Here is a 19,374-nt window from a genome sequence, read left to right as displayed (position 1 = left end):
GCTCAGCAGTCCCCCCGTTTCGCGTGGAGCCTGCCTCCAGACCGGATCCACGGCCTCTCTGCCCGAACCAGCGTCGCGATAGATCGAGTGGAGCAGCTCTCGGGCGACTACTACATCTACCCCGGCGCCACCGACCGTGCGCTGCGGCGGTACCGAGCATTCCTCCAACCACCCGGACGTCGGCCCCTGTATCCGCAGGAGGATACGTGTTCCTGCCGCGGCTGTTCTTTCCACGACGTGCGGCACGCACGCGACGTGCTCGCCGAGATCGTACGGCAGTTGCCTCACAGACCTCGCGCCGAGCTCGAACGCCAAGTGCGTGTCCTGGATGCCGGATACGTCGAGCGCACGCTGCCGGATCCCTTCGCCGCTCATCGGCAGAGGCGCTCTGACCTCTGGTGGAGACGCCGTCTGGCCAGCAGCCCGGAGGCCGGATGAGGAACGCAGGCTGTAGTGAGGTCCTGCCACAGACGCCCGCAGACTGCCGCTCTCGGGGAATCAGCTCATGCAGAGGCAGTGAGTGAGCGGTGCGTTCAAGTGAACGATGACCGGATGGACCTGGCCGGCCGCCCGCTCGCCGCGGTGCCTCATCGAGTGGTCGCCCTGGTCCCATTCGATGCCGAGCACCTGGCAAGGGCCGACGTCGATCGCGCCGACATGGAGCGGATGGTGCCACTCGGCTCGCCGGAAGCGGTGGAGATCGGTGTGCTTGTCGACCGAGACCATGAGGCCTGCGCATGGAGGCGGTCGCGCCAGGCAGTGAGTTCGGCCGACCGCGTACAAGCCCCATGAGAAGACATCGGTGAGCCCGTCATGCGGCTCGTCGTCCATGCCCGTCCACGCTTCCAGCAGTGCGGCGTCACCGGCAACTCGCCACTGGTCGATCCGCCCGGCTATGCCAAGCACCAGCACACCAGACGGCGCATTCACGGTTCCCAGGTCGACCAAGGCCTCTGACATGCGCCGATCGTGTCCTCCCAATACGACAAGCATGTCTCATCGGGGCGTTGAGAAGATCAAATTCTCGGCCAGGTCGTCACCCTACCCCGTCTGTCAATCATCAAGTGCGGGCTCGCTGGAAAGTGCGTCGAGGATACCTGGGGCGCGGGGATCGCCGATGGAATCCAAGGCCTCCGCAGCTTGTGTGCGGAACGAATCGTCGATGACCGAGTCGAGGGCCAGAGCGTGATAGTGATCTGCGGCACGAGGATCGCCTAGCTCAGCCAATCGCTTAACCGCCTCCATGTGGTCCTCCATATCGAATGCGGCTTCGTCGAAGCTGAAATGCTTGGAAACGGGCTTCGCGGTAGCCCCTTCCCTTCGGCGGATCGTGTCGAGGGCCAGGGTGTGCAGGAGGTCCGTGGCGCGGGCATCACCCAGTTTCGCCAACGAATCCGCAGCTTGGATACGGGATGAAGCGTCGATGGCGCCGTCGAGGGCCAGAGTGTGCAGGAGGTCCGTGGCGCGGGGGTCACCCAGTTTCGCCAACGAATCCGCAGCTTGAATGCGGGATGAAGCGTCAAGGGCGGCATCAAGGGCCAGGGTGTGGAAAACGCCGCCAGCTCGAGGATCACCTAGCTTCGCCAGGGACTTCGCCGGTCGGATGCGGAACGAAAAATTCGTGTCGAGGGCCAGGGTGTGCAGGAGGTCCGCGGCGCGGGCATCACCCAGTTTCGCCAGCGAATCCGCAGCTCGACCGCGGGATGAAGCGTCAAGGGCGGCCTCAAGAGCGAGGGCGTGGAAGACGTCGGCGGCTCGGTGATCATCCAGCTTGCTCAACCTCTCGGCGGCCCTTGTGCGGGAGTGATGTGCGATCTCGGTATGCAGTGCAATGTCGTGGAAATGATCGGCAGCCCGAGGATCACCGAGATCAGCCAAAGCCTCAGCCGCCTGCATGCCGATCACGGGGTCAGAGGCCAGTCTGTCAAGGAGATCGGCGGCGCTCGTGTCGCCTTGCCCGGTCAATGCTGTGGCGGCTCCCACCCGAGAGGTTGCGCGGATGGTGGGGTCGAGGGCCAAGTCCTGAAGGATGGCTGCGGCACGTGGACCATCGAGGCTGATCAACGCCGCGGCTGCCTTCATTCGTGAGGAGTCATTGATGGTGGAATCCAGGGCTAGGGTTTTGAGAGCACTGGCGGCGCGGCCATCACCGAGCCTAGCCAGTGTCACTGCCGCCTCGACCCGGGAATAGGCGTCGCCTGCAGTGTCGAAGGTCAGCGGGTGAACGAGATTCGCGACACGAGGATCACCGAGTCCTTCCAGTGCCTTGGCTGCCTGCAGACGCGACGAAGCGTCGATGGCAGCATCAACGGCAAGACTGTGAAGGTGATCCGAGGCTCCGGCATCATGGAGTTCGGCCAGTGTCTCAGCCGCAGTGAGACGGGACGAGGTTTGATACGTCGTATCCCCGGCGAGCGCGCGCAAGGCGTCAATGGACCGGGAGCGGTCGAGAGCGGCCAGCTCTTCGGCGGCATGCGTGATGTGGTCGCGACGAAGGCTCGTGTCGAGGATCAGATCACGCATGATGTCGGCTGCCTGAACACGGTCGAAGTCGGCCAGCGCCTTTGCCGCTTTCACTCGAAACGATGTGTTCGGAAAGTCCTCCACGACATCTGCGTCGCGGGCGAGGGTGCGGAGTATGTGGGCGATGTCGGGGTCGTTCATGTCGGCCAGCACTTTGGCTGCCGACATGCGACTGGAGCCGAGACCTTTCCTGTCGAGAGCCAGGTTTCGAAGGAGACCCATTGCGCGAGGATCTCCCAGTTCGGCCAGTGCCTCGGCAGCTCTGACACGGATGGACGGGCGGCTGATGGTGGGGTCGTGGACCAGGTCGTGGAGTCGGCGGGTGGTCGTGTTGCGGACATCGCCCGAGAGGACAGTCCCCAGGCGGTGGAGGGCGACGATGTACTGACAGCCCGACAATCCTCCGCGGGCTGCAAGGCGGCGGAGCGGTGAAGGGCGGAGGGTGAAGCCGTTGTCATGTGCGGCATCGAGAAGGAATCCCACGTAGGAAGGGTCCTCGGTCGGTTTGTTCCAGTACCTGCGTCCCCAAACGGCCTGGATGCCGGGTAGACCACCCCCCAAATCCACAGAGGGGTCATACACATCTGATCGGTTGAATATCCTGCGGACAGCTCGGACGCCGGTTGCCCGGTCACGCATGATGTGACGGGCAGCCAGGTACTCCAGCAGGGTTTGATGAAGGAAGACGAGATCACCGGCGGGCGCGACAAGCAAACCACTGCGACGCAGAGCGTTATGCAAGAAGGCTTGCCAATCGTCCTCGGGAACACGGGTCGGTGTCTGCACCTCGGGAAGGCAACCCAGAACGTCGAGTGCGGGCCGGGTGTCTCCAGCATGGCGCTGCGCGGCGAGGTACGCAATCAGATCATGGAGGTGGTCGAGGACATTCTCTGCGCGGGCGAGGGCGGCAGTTCCGTAGCGTTCCAGGCCGGCGAAGAGCGCGGCGTGAGCGTAAGGCGATCCGGCGGCGTACTGCTGTTTTTGGAGAAGAGTGATGAAGTGGCGGTAGGTCTGGCTGCGGCTGTCGGGAAGCGGCTGATCCGGGGCAGCGGCGTGGAGCTGGCAGAGCATCGCGGTCATGAGCGGAACGCGGGCGAGTTCAGACAGGCGAGTCCGCTTCAGAGCCTGGATGAACCGCTGCGTGATGCGGTCGGAGTCCGGCAATTGCATGTGGCGAAACCATCCAGCGGCGACGAGCGGTAGGTCGTCGCCGGCGAAGGGCCGCAACTCGTAGCGGGCCACGCTGGTGCCCAGGGCATCGACTTCCTCGTCAGCCAGAGGGCGGGTAGTGACGACGAACTGGTACAGATCTGCGTACTCGCCCTTGGCAACCGCGGCCAAGTGTCGCAGCACCCCTTTCCGGACCCGAGGGTCCGCGATCTCGTCGAGGCCGTCGACCAGCACCAGCCATCGCACTGATGGCTGCGGAGGGGTACTGAAGAATGACGGGGGCAGTGGCTCGACGAGACCTTCCAGTCCCTTGTTCGCCGCGGCGGCAAGTGCTTCTGCCAGGGGAATGCCGGCCAGAGCTGCGGCTGAAGCAAGGACTGGCACGGTCTCATGGCCGTTCCCGGCAAGCCAGCGTTCGGCCCCGCGAGCGAGCCACATGCGAAGTAGGCTCGACTTTCCGCCTCCGGGCCCCGCGACGACCACACAGGGTTTGCCGCCGGCCAGCACGTCGTCGCTGAGCACGTCTACTGTCGCGGCAGGTCGCAAGGCGATGGTGCTGCGCCGGTCGTCCTGACCGAGACGGTGGAATGTCTGGTTCAGGTATACGTCGGTGAGCGACGGCGCGCTCCCCGGCAACACCCCGGCGTACGGGTGGTGGCGCGCAGTGCCGAGGGCGGCGGCCAGATAGGCGTCGAGGCGGTGCGTGCGGACCTCTGCCCGTTCCCGAAGCCGATACAGGTCCTGGGCCGTCTGCTCGGGGAAGCCCACAGCGGTGATGAGGCGTTCGAGCGTGTCGAGAGTGGGCACAGATTTCGCGCTCATGATGTGGCTGACTGACGCCTTGGACAGACCGGCTCGTCTTGCCAGATCTGCCTGCCTCATCTTGCGGGCGGTCATGCCCTCGCGAAGCTGCGCGATGAGCTTCCTCTGGGCCCCCCCGGGCCCTCCGTCCCCCGTATCGGGCACTGGCGGCTCCTGACCTCACGGTTTGTCCTCGTTCACATCACCCCTATGAACGCCTGTCGAGACTATCCCTGGTACTCCGAGGCCGGCCGGTCTTTGTCCACACAGTTGTCATCGGACCCGCAAGGAGTGTCACCCATGACCCTGCAACTGGCTTTGCTCGCCGTACCGTTCGTTCTCGGGCTGCTCATCCGTCTTGCCCGCCGTCCACAGCACGCACTGGCTGGTCTCGGCCGCAGCCTGCGGGATTTGATCACGCTTCGGATGGTCCTGCGGGACACGGCCCCGGACGAACGTGCTGAACTCATCGAAGCCCACCGCGCTTGGCGCACCGAACGACCGGCCGGGAAAGCCGGCGAGCAGCGCAACACGACAGAACGCGCCCGCCGACGAGCAGCCCGCTCCCGCAAGGACTGACGCCTTGTGTCGATCCCAGAAGAGGCCCCGGACCTCGGCATACCTCATCGGGACTCCTGGGCTAACCGATCGGCCGGGTGAACTGCTCGGCCGAACGGCGTTGACGCCGGCCTGCGCGTCATGCCGTACGCCGGTTGGAGGCGTGTGATCACCCGGAGGTGGCTCCGGTGAACGGCGGGCGTCCGGTGAGCAGTTGATGTCCCGGTGGATCACACCCTGGCGATGTCCTGCGGCCCTCCCGAGCCAAGGTCCAGCCATCGACAAGGTCCATGCCCAGGTGCAACTGATCGTCGTGGGAGCCGGAGTCGAAGGCGTCGGCCAGGTTGGGGGGTGAGGCGGGCGGCGGTCTGCGCCGCCGGACAGAACCGCTCGACTGCGGATCGGGCCGGTCTGTCGAGTACGTGACGAGGCCGGTTCGACGGTCTCGGTAGTGGGTCGGGTCGCACCGCGTCCGGCGTCTCGGCCACGGTCGCCGCGCGGCCCACCCCCTCGAAGCCCTCCACGCGGGACGCGTAGGCACAGCGGATCGTGCCGCTGTCCGCGACCCGCACCAGCACCAGCACCAGCACCAGGTCGACGGCCTCGACCAGCGAGAGCTCGACCCTCGTCCGCCCGCCGCGGCGGCGATCGCGTTGTCCAGCAGACGTCCGACGATGGCCAGCAGCCGACGTCAATGCGGCGGGTCCTCACGATGGCCATTCTTTGATCATTGTTGACAAGACGAATGTGTTGGCCCGGCAGCCGCGAGGGCTAGCCTCGCCACGTCCGCACCCCCTGTATCCACCCCCCACCTGAGGTGGCGGACGCCCAAGTCCCCTTTCGCACTCAAGGAAGGACTCTGATGGCACGCACCATCAGACGGTGGCTGCTCGCGGGGGTGGGAACCCTCAGCCTCGCGGCGGTCGGCGCCGTCCCCGCGACGAGCGCGGCCCACCAGGCCGCCTATCCGCACGTACGGCCTACCGTGGCCGACTACACACAGGTGACCGCCGGCCAGACCCCACCCACCCAGTCGCAGTGCGCCTCCGCAGGACGCCGCTGCTTCACCCCGCAGGCCATCCAGGCCGCCTACAACGTGGGCCCGTTGCACTCTGCCGGGGACGACGGACGCGGTCAGACGATCGCCATCGTCGATTCCTACGGCAGCGACACCATGGCCCACGACCTGCATGTCTTCGACCGTGCATTCGGCATCGCACCCATGTGCGGAGAAGAGGGCGTCAGCTGCGCGTCCGGCATGCCGACCTTCAGTGAGCTTCGGCTGCAGGGCTCGCCCGCCACCAAGGCGCCGCCGTCCACGAGCAACAGCCCCGGGCAGGAGGACAAGAGCGCGTGGGCGCTGGAGGTGGCTCTTGACGTCGAGACCGCCCATGCCATGGCGCCCGGCGCCAACATCCTGCTGGTGACCACCCCCACCGCCGAGACCCTCGGGGTGCAGGGCTTCCCTCAGATGATGGCCGCCGAGCAGTACGTCGTCGAGCATCACCTCGCCACCGTCATCTCCCAGTCGTTCGCCTCCGCGGAGGGCGCCTTCGGCAGCACCCAGTCGCTGGAGAAACTGCGCTACGCCTTCAAGGCGGCGGCACAGAACGGCGTCACCGTTCTCGGCTCGTCGGGTGACGACGGAAGCGCCGGCTCGGCCAAGACACCGGTGGGCCAGGGCGGGTCGACGCTCTCCCGTCCCGCTGTCGAGTGGCCGGCATCCGACCCGCTGGTCACCGGAGTGGGCGGCACGAACCTGTGCACCGACCCGGGCGCCACCGAAGGCAGGGTCGTCGACAGCGCCTCCCCGCCGGGGGCCTGCCAGAACTCCCCCGGCCAATCGGAGACCGGCTGGACCGGTTCCGGCGGCGGCTACAGCAGCGTCTTCGCCAAGCCGGACTACCAGTCGGGCGTGCTGCCGACAGGCAGCACGGCCCTCGGGGCCATGCGCGGCGTTCCGGACATCTCCCTGCAGGCGAGTCCGTCGACGGGAGCACTGGTGTACCTGTCCCTCCCGCCCGACGGCCAGAGCGGGCTGAAGTGTGGCAGCACACCGTGCAGCACGGGCTGGTACGACATCGGCGGCACGTCACTGGCGTGTCCTCAGTGGGCGGGCCTGGTCTCCATCGCCGCCCAGATCAACCACGGTGGACTCGGACGGATCAACCCGGCTCTGTACAAGCTCGCGTCCGACCCGGCCACCTACGCGGCCGACTTCAACGACGTCACCGTGGGCAACAACACCGCCGACACGTCGGTCCCGGGTTATGCGGCCGGCACAGGATGGGACCCGGTCACCGGACTGGGGACGCCGAACGCGGCGAAGCTCCTGCCCGATCTCGTCAGCGCCGTGCACGGCGGCTGACCTCCGGGCCCCCAGTCGGGCATCGCGCCGCAGGCCGGCGGCGCGATGCCCGTCGCCACCCGGATCGGCTGGACGCCCTTGGCGGCCGTCGCGACCGGCACCTGGCACCAGAGCGCCTGGGCTCTCGCCTGAACCTCACCGGCTCATCGGCGCACCACCAGGACGTGGTTCCCGCGGGGCGTCAGTTCCCCCACGACCGGCGCACCGGGGATCTCGCCTGCCACCAGCAGCCCGCCGGAGGTCTGCGCGTCGGCGAGCAGCAGCGCCTCCTCCTCGGTCACCGCGGAGAGGTCGCTGTGGGCGCGCACCCACTCCAGGTTGCGCCGGGTCCCGCCGCTGACATGGCCCTCGCGCAGGGCCTGGCGGGCGCCGTCGAGGTAGGGCACCGCGGCGGAGTCGATCACCGCGGTGACCCCGCTCGCCCGGGCCAGCTTGTAGGCATGGCCGAGCAGCCCGAAGCCGGTGACGTCGGTCGCGCAGGTGACACCGGCGGCCAGTGCCGCCTCGGCGGCCTCCCGGTTGAGCCGGGTCATGGCCGCCACCGCGTGCGGGAACACCTCGCCGGTGGCCTTGTGCCTGGAGTTGAGGACGCCTGTGCCGAGCGGTTTGCTCAGCGACAGCGGCGCCCCGGGTTCACCGGCGTCACCGCGCAGGACGCGGTCGGGGTCGACTACGCCGGTCACGGCCATTCCGTACTTGGGTTCCGGATCGTCCACGCTGTGGCCGCCGGCCACATGACAGCCGGCCTCCGCGGCCACCTGAAGACCCCCGCGCAGCACCTGCCGGGCGAGCTCGAAGGGCAGCACTCCGCGCGGCCAGGCCAGCAGGTTCAGCGCGACCAGCGGGCGCCCGCCGGTGGCGTACACGTCCGACAGGGCGTTCGCCGCGGCGATCCGCCCCCAGTCGTACGGGTCGTCGACCACCGGTGTGAAGAAGTCGGTGGTGGCCAGCACCGCCGGGCCGTCGTGCAGCCGCACCACCGTGGCGTCGTCGCCCTCGTCGAGCCCGACGACCAGTTCGCCGGCGGGATCGCGGACCGGCACGCCGTCGCCCAGGCCGCGCAGCACCTCCTCCAGCTCGCCGGGCGGGATCTTGCAGGCGCAGCCGCCGCCGTGCGCGTACTGGGTGAGCCGGATGCGGTTCCCGGAAGTCGTGGTGCTCACAGCCACCGGGGTGCCCATCGTGCGGGTCGGCATTCCTCCGGCGCGTTTGCGAAACGGACCGCGAGGTGAGATGACCGTGTGGTACGAGGAGGCGTATCCGGCCTGGTGACCGGCGCGGTCTTCAAAACCGTCGGACGGCAGGAGCTGCCGTCGGCGGGTTCGATTCCCGTCCGCCTCCGCCACCCCGGGTCCGGGAGGTGCTGCGGTGAGCGATCCCCGGCGCCGCATCCCCAGCACCGACGCCCTGCTGGCCGAGCCGCGGCTGGCCAGGGCGACGCGGACGCTGGGACGCCCGCTGGTGAAGGCGGCCATCACCCAAGCGCAGCACAGGGCCCGAGCGGGTGAGATCGCCCCGGAGGACGTGGCCGAGGCGGCCGTGGAGAGCCTCCCGGAGCGGGTGGGCAGCCTTCGGCCGGTGATCAACGCCACCGGCGTGCTGGTGCACACCAACCTCGGCCGGGCGCCGCTGTCGGACGCCGCCCAGGACGCGGTGCGGGCCACGGCCGGCTGCACCGACGTCGAGTTCGATCTGGTGGCGGGCCGCCGGGCCCGACGCGGGCGAGGGGTGACGGCCGCGCTGTCCGAGGCCGTGCCGGACGCCGGGGCGGTGCATGTGGTGAACAACAACGCGGCCGCTCTGCTGCTGTGCGCCGTCGCGCTGGCCGGCGACCGGGAGATCGTGATCAGCCGCGGCGAGCTGGTCGAGATCGGTGACGGCTTCCGCATCCCCGAACTGCTGGCGAGCACCGGCGCCCGACTGCGCGAGGTGGGCACCACCAATCGCACCCGGGTGCGGGACTACGCCGAGGTCCTCGGTCCCGACACCGCGTTCCTGCTCAAGGTGCACCCGTCCAACTACCGGGTGACCGGCTTCACGGCCGCCGCCGGTGTCGCCGAACTGGCGGCGCTCGGGCCACCGGTGATCGTGGACATCGGTTCCGGTCTGCTGGCGCCGCATCCGCTGCTCCCCGAAGAACCGGACGCCGCCACGGCCCTGCGGGCGGGCGCCGCGTTGGTGACCGCCAGCGGGGACAAACTGCTCGGCGGCCCGCAGGCCGGTCTGCTGCTCGGCGATGCCGAGATCGTCGAGCGGCTGCGGCGGCATCCGGCGGCGCGTGCGCTGCGCGTGGACAAGCTGACCCTCGCCGCGCTGGAGGCCACGTTGCGCGGCCCGGAGCCGCCGGTGCGCGTGGCACTCGCCACCACCGAGAGCGCCCTGTACGACCGCGCGTCCGCGCTGGTGCGGCGGCTGCGGGACGAGCACGTCCGGGCCGGGGTCGTGCACACCGCCGCGGCCGTGGGAGGGGGCGGAGCGCCGGGAGTACGGCTGCCCAGCGTGGCTGTCGGCCTGCCCGAGGAGTTCGGCCGCCTCCTGCGCACCGGCACGGTCGCGGTGGTGGGCCGGGTGGAACACGGCCGGTGCCTGCTGGACCTGCGTACCGTCCCCGAGGCCGAGGACCGGGCCCTGCTGGAGGCGGTGCTCGCGGCTCACCGGTCGGCGCGGCCGACGCAGGACCGGCCGGAGAGCGGCGACGGCCGGATCGGCGACGGGAGCCACGAGCACGGGGGCCGGACCGGCCCCGCGATCCACCGGAGCGGCGACGGAGGCGACCCGCAGTGCACGTGATCGCCACCGCCGGCCATGTCGACCACGGCAAGTCCACCCTGGTCCGGCTGCTCACCGGAATGGAGCCCGACCGCTGGGCGGAGGAGCGCCACCGCGGCCTGACCATCGACCTGGGCTTCGGCTGGACCACCCTGCCGGGTGGCGAGCTGGTCGCGTTCGTCGACGTGCCCGGTCACGAACGGTTCGTGCCCAACATGCTCGCGGGTGTCGGCCCGGTCCCCGCCGTGCTGTTCGTGGTGGCCGCCGACGAGGGGTGGATGCCGCAGTCCACCGAGCACCTCCAGGCGCTGGACGCGCTGGGCGTCCGGCACGGGCTGCTCGCCGTCACCCGATGTGACCTGGCGGACCCGGAGCCGGCCAGGGACCAGGCTCTCGCCCGGGTCGCCCGCACCAGTCTCGGGCGGGTCGACTCGGTGACGGTGAGCGGGCGGACCGGCGAGGGCCTGGACCGGTTGCGCGCCGCTCTGGACCGGTTGGTCGGTGCGTTGCCGCCGGCCGATCCCGAGGCCGACGTCCGGCTGTGGGTGGACCGTTCCTTCAGCATCACCGGCGCGGGCACCGTGGTCACCGGCACCCTGACGGCCGGGACCCTGCGGGTGGGTGACCGGCTGGTGCTCGCCTCCTCCGGTACGGCAGCGCGGGTACGAGGCCTGCAGACCCTGGGCCGGGACGCCGGCACGGTCCGCGCGGTCGCCCGGGTCGCGGTCAACCTGCGCGGTGTCGAACGCGACGCGCTCACCCGCGGCGACGCTCTGCTCACGCCGGACAGGTGGCTGACCACGGGCGAGGCCGACGTGGCACTGCGTGGGGACGACACCGGCGAGCTGGCCCGCGAGCTCGTGCTGCACATCGGATCGGCCGCGGTCCCCGTCCGGGTCAGGCCCCTGGGCCCGGACACCGCCCGGCTCCGGCTGGCCCGGCCGTTGCCGCTGCGCACCGGTGACCGGGCCTTGCTGCGCGACGCGGGACGGCATCGGGTCGCGGCCGGTGTCGACGTGCTCGACGTGTGCCCGCCCGAGCTGGTCCGCCGGGGGGCGGCAGGACGGCGCGGCGCGGAGCTGGCCGCCCTGGCCGGGCCGCGGCGGCTGCCGGTGGCTGACTCGGTGCTGCGTCGCCGGGGGTTCGCCACCGCCGGGGAGCTGCGCGCGATGGGACTGCCGGTGGTGGGCCGGCCGGTCGGCGACGGCTGGCGCGTACACCCCGGGGTGTGGCGTGAGCTGACCGGCGAACTGCGCCAGCTGGTCGACGGCTGGCGCGGCGACCACCCGCTGGAGCCCGGCGTCCCGGTGGACGTGGTGCGGCAACGGCTGCGGCTGCCCGGGACGGGGGTGGTGAAACTGCTCGCCGAGGCCGCCTCGCTCGTGGTGGTGGACGGGCGGGTCTGTGCGCCAGGTCAGCGCGCGGTACTCCCCGCACCGGTCGAGACGGCGGTGGACGAACTGGCCGCCGAGTTGAGCCGGACTCCGTTCGCGGCGCCGGACGCCGGCCGGCTGACGGCGCTGCGACTCGGCGCCAGGGAGCTGGCCGCGGCGGTGCGGGCCGGTCGCCTGCTCAAGGTGGCCGACGGTGTCTTTCTCCTCCCCGGGTGCGAGCGGCGGGCCGGTGAACTTCTCTCCGGGCTGCGCCAGCCGTTCACCCTCAGCCAGGCCCGCCAGGCCCTCGGCACCACGCGGCGGGTGGCGGTGCCGCTGCTGGAGCTGCTGGACCGTCAGGGGATCACCGAGCGGCTCCCGGACAGCACGCGCCGGGTGCGCGCCGGCCGACCCCTGTGACCTGCGACGGGACACGGCCCCAGCAGGGGAACGGATGGGACCGCATGCACCCCTGGGCACCGGGCGTTACGTTGGTCGGGCGGAGTACGGCGGAGGCGGGAGATCGCCATGGGCCTGCGGCAGTGGCTCGAGGGCTGGCCGGTGTACCGGCAGCTCGCCGGTGAAGACGACCTCGGCCGGGGGGCGGCCGCGCGCTCCCCCCGTACCGAGCAGCTGCGCCCCCGCACCGAGCAGGCCGACCGGGTCGTCCGCTCCGTGTGCCCGTACTGCGCCGTCGGCTGCGGCCAGCGGGTCTACGTGAAGGACGAGGAAGTCGTCCAGATCGAGGGCGACCCCGACTCTCCGGTCTCGCGGGGCCGGCTGTGCCCGAAGGGGTCGGCGAGCAAGCAACTGGTGACGGGCCCCGACCGGGTCCACACGGTGCTGCACCGGCGTGGGCACGGCACGGAGTGGGAGCGGCTCCCCCTCGACCGGGCCATGGACATGATCGCCGACCGGGTGATCGACACCCGCCGGCGGACCTGGCAGGAGTCCTTCCACGGCGCCCCGGTCCGGCGCACGCTCGGCATCGCCAGTCTCGGCGGAGCGACGCTGGACAACGAAGAGAACTACTTGATGAAGAAGCTCTACACGGCGCTGGGAGCGATCCAGATCGAGAACCAGGCCCGCATTTGACACTCCTCCACCGTTCCCGGTCTGGGAACCTCGTTCGGCCGTGGCGGAGCCACGACGTTCCAGCAGGATCTCGCCAACGCGGACTGCATCCTCATCGAGGGCTCGAACATGGCCGAGTGCCATCCGGTCGGCTTCCAGTGGGTGATGGAGGCCAAGCAGCGGGGCGCGACGATCATTCACGTCGACCCCAGGTTCACGCGGACCAGCGCGCTGGCCGACCTGTACGTGCCGCTGCGGCCCGGGACGGACATCGCGTTCCTCGGCGCCCTGGTCAACCACGTGCTGACCAACGGGAAGGACTTCCGCGAGTACGTGGTGGCGTACACCAACGCGGCGGCGATCCTGCGGGAGGACTTCGCCGGTGCCGAGGACCTGGACGGGCTGTTCTCCGGGTTCGATCCGGACGGCGGTTTCTACGACCCCACGACGTGGATGTACGAGGGCGCGGACCATGCGGCGGCCGCCGGTGCCCGGGAACGCTGGGCGGCACGTGACGACATGCGGACGACCGAGCAGCACGGCGGTGCGGAACACCGGGAGACCGCCCGGTCGGAGACCTACGGCAGCGGCGGCCCCGGTCTGGGGACCGAGCCGAGGACGGACCCGACGCTGCGGCACCCGCGGTGTGTCTACCAGGTGCTCAAGCGGCACTTCTCCCGCTACACACCGGAGATGGTCGAGGACGTGTGCGGCGTTCCGCGAGAGCTTTTCGAGAAGGTGGCCGAGGCGATCACCGCCAACTCGGGCCGTGAGCGCACCACCGCGCTGTGCTACTCGGTCGGCTGGACCCAGCACACGGTGGGCGCCCAGTACATTCGCACCGCGTCGATCCTGCAGGCGCTGCTGGGCAACATCGGCAGGCCGGGGGGCGGCATCCTCGCCCTGCGCGGGCATGCCAGCATCCAGGGCTCCACGGACATCCCCACCCTGTTCGACCTGCTGCCCGGCTACATCCCCATGCCACACGCGCACCAGCACCAGGACCTCGACGGATTCGTGGCCGCCGACGCCGCGACGACGGGCTTCTGGGGCAACATGCGCGCGTACGTCGTCAGCCTGCTCAAGGCCTGGTGGGGCGAGGCGGCCACCGCCGAGAACGACTTCCGCTTCGACTGGCTGCCGCGCCTCACCGGGGACCACGGCTCCTATCAGACGGTGCTCCATCAGATCGCCGGAGAGTGCAAGGGCTACTTCCTCGTCGGGGAGAACCCGGCGGTCGGCTCCGCCAACGCCAAGCTGCAACGGCTCGGCATGGCCAACCTGGACTGGCTCGTGGTGCGGGACCTGCGGCTCATCGAGAGCGCGACGTTCTGGAAGGACGGCCCGGAGATCGAGACCGGTGAGCTGCGCACCGAGGAGATCCCGACCGAGGTGTTCTTCCTGCCGGCCGCCGCCCACACGGAGAAGGACGGCGGTTTCACCAACACGCAGCGGCTGGTGCAGTGGCACCACGCGGCCGTCGAACCGCCGGGCGACGCGCGCAGCGACCTGTGGTTCTACTACCACCTCGGCCGCATCATCCGCGCCAAGCTCGCCCGCTCCACCGATCCACGCGACCGCCCGCTGCTCGCCCTGACCTGGGACTACCCCACCGAGGGACCACTGGACGAACCGAGCGCCGACGCGGTGCTCGCCGAGATCAACGGGTACGGACCCGACGGGCCGCTGTCGACCTCCACCCAGCTGAGGGACGACGGCTCCACCGCCTGCGGAACGTGGATCTACTGCGGGATCCGTGCCGGAGGACACAACCAGGCGGCCAACCGCCGGCCACGCGGCGAGCAGAGCTGGGTCGCCGCCGAATGGGCCTGGGCGTGGCCCGCCAATCGCCGCATCCTCTACAACCGGGCGTCGGCCGACCCGGAGGGCAGGCCCTGGAGCGACCGCAAGCGCTGTGTGTGGTGGGACGCCGAGCAGCGCCGGTGGACCGGCGAGGACGTCCCGGACTTCGAGGCCGACAAGCCGCCGGACTACCGGCCGCCGCCGGGGGCCCGGGCCCAGGCCGCGCTGGCCGGCACCGATCCCTTCATCATGCAGAGCGACGGGCGAGCCTGGCTGTTCGCCCCGGCCGGCCTGGCCGACGGCCCGCTGCCCGTGCACTACGAGCCGTTCGAGTCACCGGTGGACAACCCGCTGTACCGGCAGCAGACCAACCCGACGCTCCAGGCGTACGACCGCCGGGACAACCGCTACAACCCCAGCCACAGCGAGGTGTTCCCCTACGTGTTCACCACGTACCGGCTCACCGAGCACCACACCGCCGGAGGCATGAGCCGTACCCTGCCCTACCTGGCCGAGCTCCAGCCGGAGTTCTTCTGCGAGGTCTCCCCCGAACTGGCGGCGGAACGAGGCCTGGAGCACCGGGGCTGGGCCACCATCATCACGGCGCGCACGGCGATCGAGGCGAGAGTGCTGGTGACCGACCGGATCAAGCCGCTGCGGGTCCGGGGCCGGGCCATCCATCAGGTGGGACTTCCGTACCACTGGGGCCCCAACGGCCTGTCCACCGGTGACGCGGCGAACGAACTGCTGGCCGTGGTACTCGACCCGAACGTGCACATCCAGGAATCCAAGGCGGCGACCTGCGACATCCGTCCGGGCCGGCGCCCTCGCGGCCCGGAACTGCTGGATTACGTGGCGCGCTACCGGCAGCGCGCCGGTCTCCCCGAGGACGCCCGGCCGCCGGGCACCCCGGAGGACGCGGACCCCGGTGCGGGAGGAGACACGCAGCCATGACGACCGACGCCAACCGCTTGTCCGGCCCGCTGGCCGACCCCAGCTCGGACGCCGGCTATCCGGAGTCGCATCCGCCCCGGATGGGGTTCTTCACCGACACCTCGATCTGCATCGGCTGCAAGGCGTGCCAGGTGGCGTGCAAGGAGTGGAACCTCCTCCCGCCCGAGCAGGACGGTCCGGATCTGCTCGGGGACTCGTTCGACAACACGGGCGCGCTGTCGGCCGACACGTGGCGGCATGTGGCGTTCATCGAGCAGAAGGTGCCCGCCCGGCAGCCGGTCGACCTGGGCATGCCGGCACTCGGCCCGCCGGAGCCGGACCCGCCCGGGGAGGCCGAGACCGGGATGCGCTGGCTGATGGCGAGCGACGTGTGCAAGCACTGCACCCACGCGGCCTGCCTGGACGTGTGTCCCACCGGGTCGTTGTTCCGCACCGAGTTCGGCACCGTCGTGGTGCAGGAGGACATCTGCAACGGCTGCGGCTACTGCGTGAGCGCCTGCCCGTACGGAGTGCTCGACCTCCGGCCCGGTGACGGCCGGGCGTTCAAGTGCACGCTCTGCTACGACCGTCTCGGCGCCGGCCAGGAACCGGCCTGTGCCCAGGCCTGCCCGACCGACTCGATCCAGTTCGGCCCGCTGGAAGAACTGCGCGAGCGGGCCGATCAGCGCGTCGCCCAGCTGCACGGACGCGGCGTGCCCGAGGCGCGGCTGTACGGCCGGGACCCGCAGGACGGCGTGGGCGGTGACGGGGCGTTCTTCCTGCTGCTGGACGAGCCGGAGGTGTACGGACTGCCGCCGGACCCGGTGGTCACCACCCGTGACCTGCCGTCGATGTGGCGGCACGCGGCGGTGGCGGCACTCGGCGTGGCGGCGAGCGTGGCACTGTCCTTCGCCGGGCGGCGCCGGTGACCGTGGGGGTGGGGGGAGCCGGAGGAGAGGAGGATGCCGTGACGCGACATGGCCGCCGGGAGGGCTCTGTGGTTCCTGAGGCGGAGTTCCGTTCCTACTACGGCCGTCCGATCCTGAAGCGTCCCACCTGGAAGGTGCCGGACGTGCCGGGCTACCTGTTCCTGGGCGGGACGGCGGGCGCCTCGGCGACCATGGCGGTCCTCGCCGACCTGACCTCGCGCCCGGAGCTGGCCAGGGTGGGCCGGAGTGTGGCCGCGGTGGGTGCGCTCGCCAGCGTGGCCGCGCTGATCCACGACCTCGGGAGACCCGAGCGCTTCCTCAACATGCTCAGGGTCTTCAAACCGACCTCTCCGCTGTCGGTGGGGTCCTGGATCATCGGGCCGTTCTCCGCGCTGGCGACCGCCTCGGCGGCCGCCGAGCTGACCGGGACGTTCTCGCGGCCGGGCCGGCTGGCGGGGATCGGCTCGGGCGTGCTGGGACCGGCGATGTGCACCTACACCGCGGTGCTGCTCGCCGACACCGCGGTACCGGCGTGGCACGAGGCCTATCCCGAGCTGCCCCTCGTCTTCGGCGGCAGCGCGCTGGCCTGCGGTGCAGGCGCCGCGTTGTGCGTGCCCGGCGTCGACCACCGGCCCCCCACCCGGATGGGACTGCTGGGCGCCGGCATGGAGCTCGCCGCCCTGCGCGGGATGGAGCGGCGGCTCGGGCTGGTCGGCGAACCGTACGTCACGGGCCGGCCGGGGCGGCTGCTGAGACTGAGCAAGTCCCTGACCGCGGTGGGGACGGGGCTCTCACTGCTCGGCCGCCGCAGCCCCGTGGCATCGGCCCTGGCCGGCGCGGCGTACCTGGGGGCGGGCCTGTGCACGCGCTTCGGCGTCTTCGAAGCCGGCCTCGCGTCCGCTCAGGACCCGAAGTACGTGGTGCTCCCGCAGCGGCGGCGCGGTGCGGCGCAGTCCTGACGGAGGCGCGGCCGTCGGCATCCGCGTCACCCCTCCCGGGAGTCCTCCCGGATGTCCGCGAACTCCCACCAGGCGAGCGGCAGCCAGTCTCCGTCGACGAAGCCGTCGACGGATCCTCCGTTGCCGCGTATGGCCACGCGGGTTCCCACCGGATATGTGGTGCCGGAAAGGCCACAGACCGGGACGAGCAGTGAGCCTAGACGTCGTGACAAGACAGTCGATCCTTCCGAAGAGCACGAACAGGCGAAAGAAGCCCCTGGGTGCAAATCGTCGCATCATGCACCAGTCTGGACTATGAGGCATACCACACAAGACCGGCCGAGCTGCGGGCCGGGGCCTTTCTCGCGGTGAAGCAGCGGGTTCCCGGCACTGCCGCTCCAGAGCGTGACCGATCCATCACGGGCAGTGGAGGTGCTCAAGGATGAGGGCCGTTGTGTACAAGGGACCGTTCGAAGTAGCGGTCGAGCAGGTGGAGGATCCCCGGATCCAGCACCCCAACGACGTGATCGTACGGGTCACGTCCACCGCGATCTGTGGCTCGGATCTGCACATGTACGAGGGCCGTACCGCCGCCGAGCCGGGCATCGTGTTCGGCCACGAGAACCTCGGTGTCATCGAGGAGGCAGGCGAGGGCGTGACGTCGCTCAGCCGCGGGGACCGGGTGGTCATGCCCTTCAACGTGGCATGCGGCTTCTGCAAGAACTGTACGGCCGGCTACACGGGTTTCTGCGTGACGGTGAACCCGGGCTTCGCGGGCGGCGCCTACGGCTATGTCGCGATGGGCCCGTTCGTGGGCGGGCAAGCCGAGTACGTACGGGTGCCGTACGCCGACTTCAACTGTCTGAAGTTGCCGGAGGGCACCGAGAAGGAGACCGACTTCGTCCTGCTCGCCGACATCTTCCCGACCGGCTATCACGGCAACGAACTGGCCGACGTGCGTCCCGGCGAGAGTGTCGCCGTGTACGGCGGTGGCCCTGTCGGCCTGATGGCGGCCTACTCGGCGATGGTGCGCGGCGCGAGCAAGGTGTTCGTGGTCGACCGGGTCGCGGAGCGGCTGCAGAAGGCCGAGGAGATCGGCGCCGTACCGATCAACTTCACCGAGGGCGACGCCGCGCAGCAGATCAAGGAACAGACCGGAGGAGAAGGCACTGACAAGGGCATCGACGCCGTCGGCTACCAGGCCCAGGCGCACGAGGCGGACCGCGAGGAGCCGGCGATCGTGCTGAACTCCCTCGTCGAGACGGTCCGGCCGACGGGCGCCCTCGGCATACCGGGACTGTACGTCCCGCGCGACCCGGGCGGGCCGGACGAGCAGGCCAAGCAGGGCATGCTGCTGGTCTCCATCGGACGCGCCTTCGAGAAGGGGCTGCGGATGGGCACCGGTCAGTGCAACGTCAAGCGCTACAACCGCCAGCTGCGTGACCTGATCATCGAGGGCCGCGCGACGCCCAGCTTCGTGGTGTCGCACGAACTGCCCCTCGACCAGGCCCCGTCGGCCTACGAGAAGTTCGACAAGCGGGTCGAGGGCTACACCAAGGTCGTGCTCCACCCGCACGAGTGAGGACACCCCGCATGAAAGGAGGCCCCCTCGCCAGGTCGGTCACGACAGCGAGGGGGCTTCGCGGCGGTACGGGCCGTCCTGCCGCGGCGCCCCGCGTGATGAGGATGTCGGTGCCGCCGCCGGCGCCCTCGCCGGAGAGAGCCGTTGCCGCTGTCCGCCGTCGAGCACCAGGTCCCCACCCGTGGCGGGGCGTTCCGTTCCCGGCGTGCTGACCGGCGGCGCGGTCAGGACGACCAGTGTCATCCGCGCGGCCAGGCACGCGCGATCACCACGTACTTCGGCATCTGCAAGAAGGACGCGGATCCCTGTCACGTCTGAGGCACGGTCCCCGCACCCGCGATTCGGCCCTCGCGCTGCGCCTCCTGTTATCGCTGCCCGAACGGGGGGGGATGCCCCGCGGCTTGTACACCGCGAGCACCATGGCCAGCGGCAACAGCTGGGACACGGCCCGGCCGGCCGTGGCAGCGTCTGGTCGAACCGGACCGGGCCAGCGACCTGAAGACGCCGCTCCCGACCACCTGCTCCGCCATGGACGGCCGCTCCTGCGCCCGCC

12 protein-coding genes and 1 tRNA gene are annotated in these 19,374 nt (G+C 70.3%); 9 read left to right on the top strand and 4 right to left on the bottom strand.

Annotation, left to right across the window (positions count from 1 at the left end):
• Positions 1-498: 498 nt before the first annotated feature.
• Both AB0F04_RS18745 and AB0F04_RS18740 read right to left on the bottom strand, forming a co-directional pair.
• Entirely contained in the window at positions 499-960 is a 462-nt protein-coding gene (locus tag AB0F04_RS18745) for a hypothetical protein (protein WP_362042859.1), read from the bottom strand.
• Between the two features lie 93 nt (positions 961-1,053).
• Positions 1,054-4,659, bottom strand: a complete 3,606-nt coding sequence (locus tag AB0F04_RS18740) for a helix-turn-helix domain-containing protein (RefSeq protein ID WP_362042857.1) — start codon at positions 4,657-4,659, stop codon at positions 1,054-1,056.
• Positions 4,660-4,794: 135 nt separating this feature from the next.
• On the opposite strand from AB0F04_RS18740, the gene AB0F04_RS18735 reads away from it, so the two are divergent.
• Positions 4,795-5,073, top strand: a complete 279-nt coding sequence (locus AB0F04_RS18735) for a hypothetical protein (protein ID WP_362042855.1) — start codon at positions 4,795-4,797, stop codon at positions 5,071-5,073.
• Positions 5,074-5,914: 841 nt separating this feature from the next.
• Positions 5,915-7,420 carry a S53 family peptidase gene (locus AB0F04_RS18730; RefSeq protein WP_362042854.1) on the top strand — a complete coding sequence of 502 codons (1,506 nt, stop codon included), beginning with the start codon at positions 5,915-5,917 and terminating at the stop codon, positions 7,418-7,420.
• A gap of 143 nt (positions 7,421-7,563) precedes the next feature.
• Here the strand turns inward: AB0F04_RS18730 and selD are convergent, their stop codons facing one another.
• Positions 7,564-8,583 (bottom strand): selenide, water dikinase SelD, encoded by a 1,020-nt coding sequence (selD, locus tag AB0F04_RS18725; protein WP_362042852.1) that lies wholly within the window; start codon positions 8,581-8,583, stop codon positions 7,564-7,566.
• An 87-nt stretch (positions 8,584-8,670) separates the two neighbouring features.
• On the opposite strand from selD, the gene AB0F04_RS18720 reads away from it, so the two are divergent.
• The 6 genes from AB0F04_RS18720 (at position 8,671) to nrfD (ending at position 17,260) form a co-directional block, all read left to right on the top strand.
• Positions 8,671-8,765 (top strand) — tRNA-Sec (locus AB0F04_RS18720).
• 23 nt (positions 8,766-8,788) lie between these two features.
• A complete protein-coding gene (gene selA, locus AB0F04_RS18715) occupies positions 8,789-10,210 on the top strand; it encodes an L-seryl-tRNA(Sec) selenium transferase (protein ID WP_362042851.1) in 1,422 nt (473 codons plus the stop codon).
• Positions 10,201-11,982, top strand: coding sequence for a selenocysteine-specific translation elongation factor (selB, locus tag AB0F04_RS18710; protein WP_362042849.1), 1,782 nt, complete (start codon positions 10,201-10,203; stop codon positions 11,980-11,982). The genes selA and selB overlap by 10 nt, the downstream gene beginning before the upstream one ends.
• Before the next feature lie 108 nt (positions 11,983-12,090).
• Complete coding sequence (fdh, locus tag AB0F04_RS18705; protein WP_362042848.1) at positions 12,091-15,393, top strand: formate dehydrogenase; 3,303 nt, start codon at positions 12,091-12,093, stop codon at positions 15,391-15,393.
• Positions 15,390-16,301 (top strand): 4Fe-4S dicluster domain-containing protein, encoded by a 912-nt coding sequence (locus AB0F04_RS18700; RefSeq protein ID WP_362042847.1) that lies wholly within the window; start codon positions 15,390-15,392, stop codon positions 16,299-16,301. The genes fdh and AB0F04_RS18700 overlap by 4 nt, the downstream gene beginning before the upstream one ends.
• A 38-nt stretch (positions 16,302-16,339) precedes the next feature.
• Positions 16,340-17,260 (top strand): NrfD/PsrC family molybdoenzyme membrane anchor subunit, encoded by a 921-nt coding sequence (nrfD, locus tag AB0F04_RS18695; RefSeq protein WP_362042845.1) that lies wholly within the window; start codon positions 16,340-16,342, stop codon positions 17,258-17,260.
• A 26-nt stretch (positions 17,261-17,286) separates the two neighbouring features.
• Here the strand turns inward: nrfD and AB0F04_RS18690 are convergent, their stop codons facing one another.
• On the bottom strand, positions 17,287-17,472 hold the full coding sequence (locus AB0F04_RS18690) for a hypothetical protein (RefSeq protein ID WP_352099294.1): 186 nt from the start codon (positions 17,470-17,472) through the stop codon (positions 17,287-17,289).
• Positions 17,473-17,681: 209 nt separating this feature from the next.
• Here AB0F04_RS18690 and AB0F04_RS18685 point away from each other — a divergent pair, with 209 nt between their 5' ends.
• On the top strand, positions 17,682-18,821 hold the full coding sequence (locus tag AB0F04_RS18685; protein ID WP_351637183.1) for a glutathione-independent formaldehyde dehydrogenase: 1,140 nt from the start codon (positions 17,682-17,684) through the stop codon (positions 18,819-18,821).
• Positions 18,822-19,374 lie beyond the last annotated feature (553 nt).

It is taken from the genome of Streptomyces sp. NPDC029041 (assembly GCF_040637515.1).
Taxonomy (GTDB): domain Bacteria; phylum Actinomycetota; class Actinomycetes; order Streptomycetales; family Streptomycetaceae; genus Streptomyces.
Note: the sequence above shows the minus strand (reverse complement) of the source record. Positions and strands in the feature narration are given on the sequence as shown.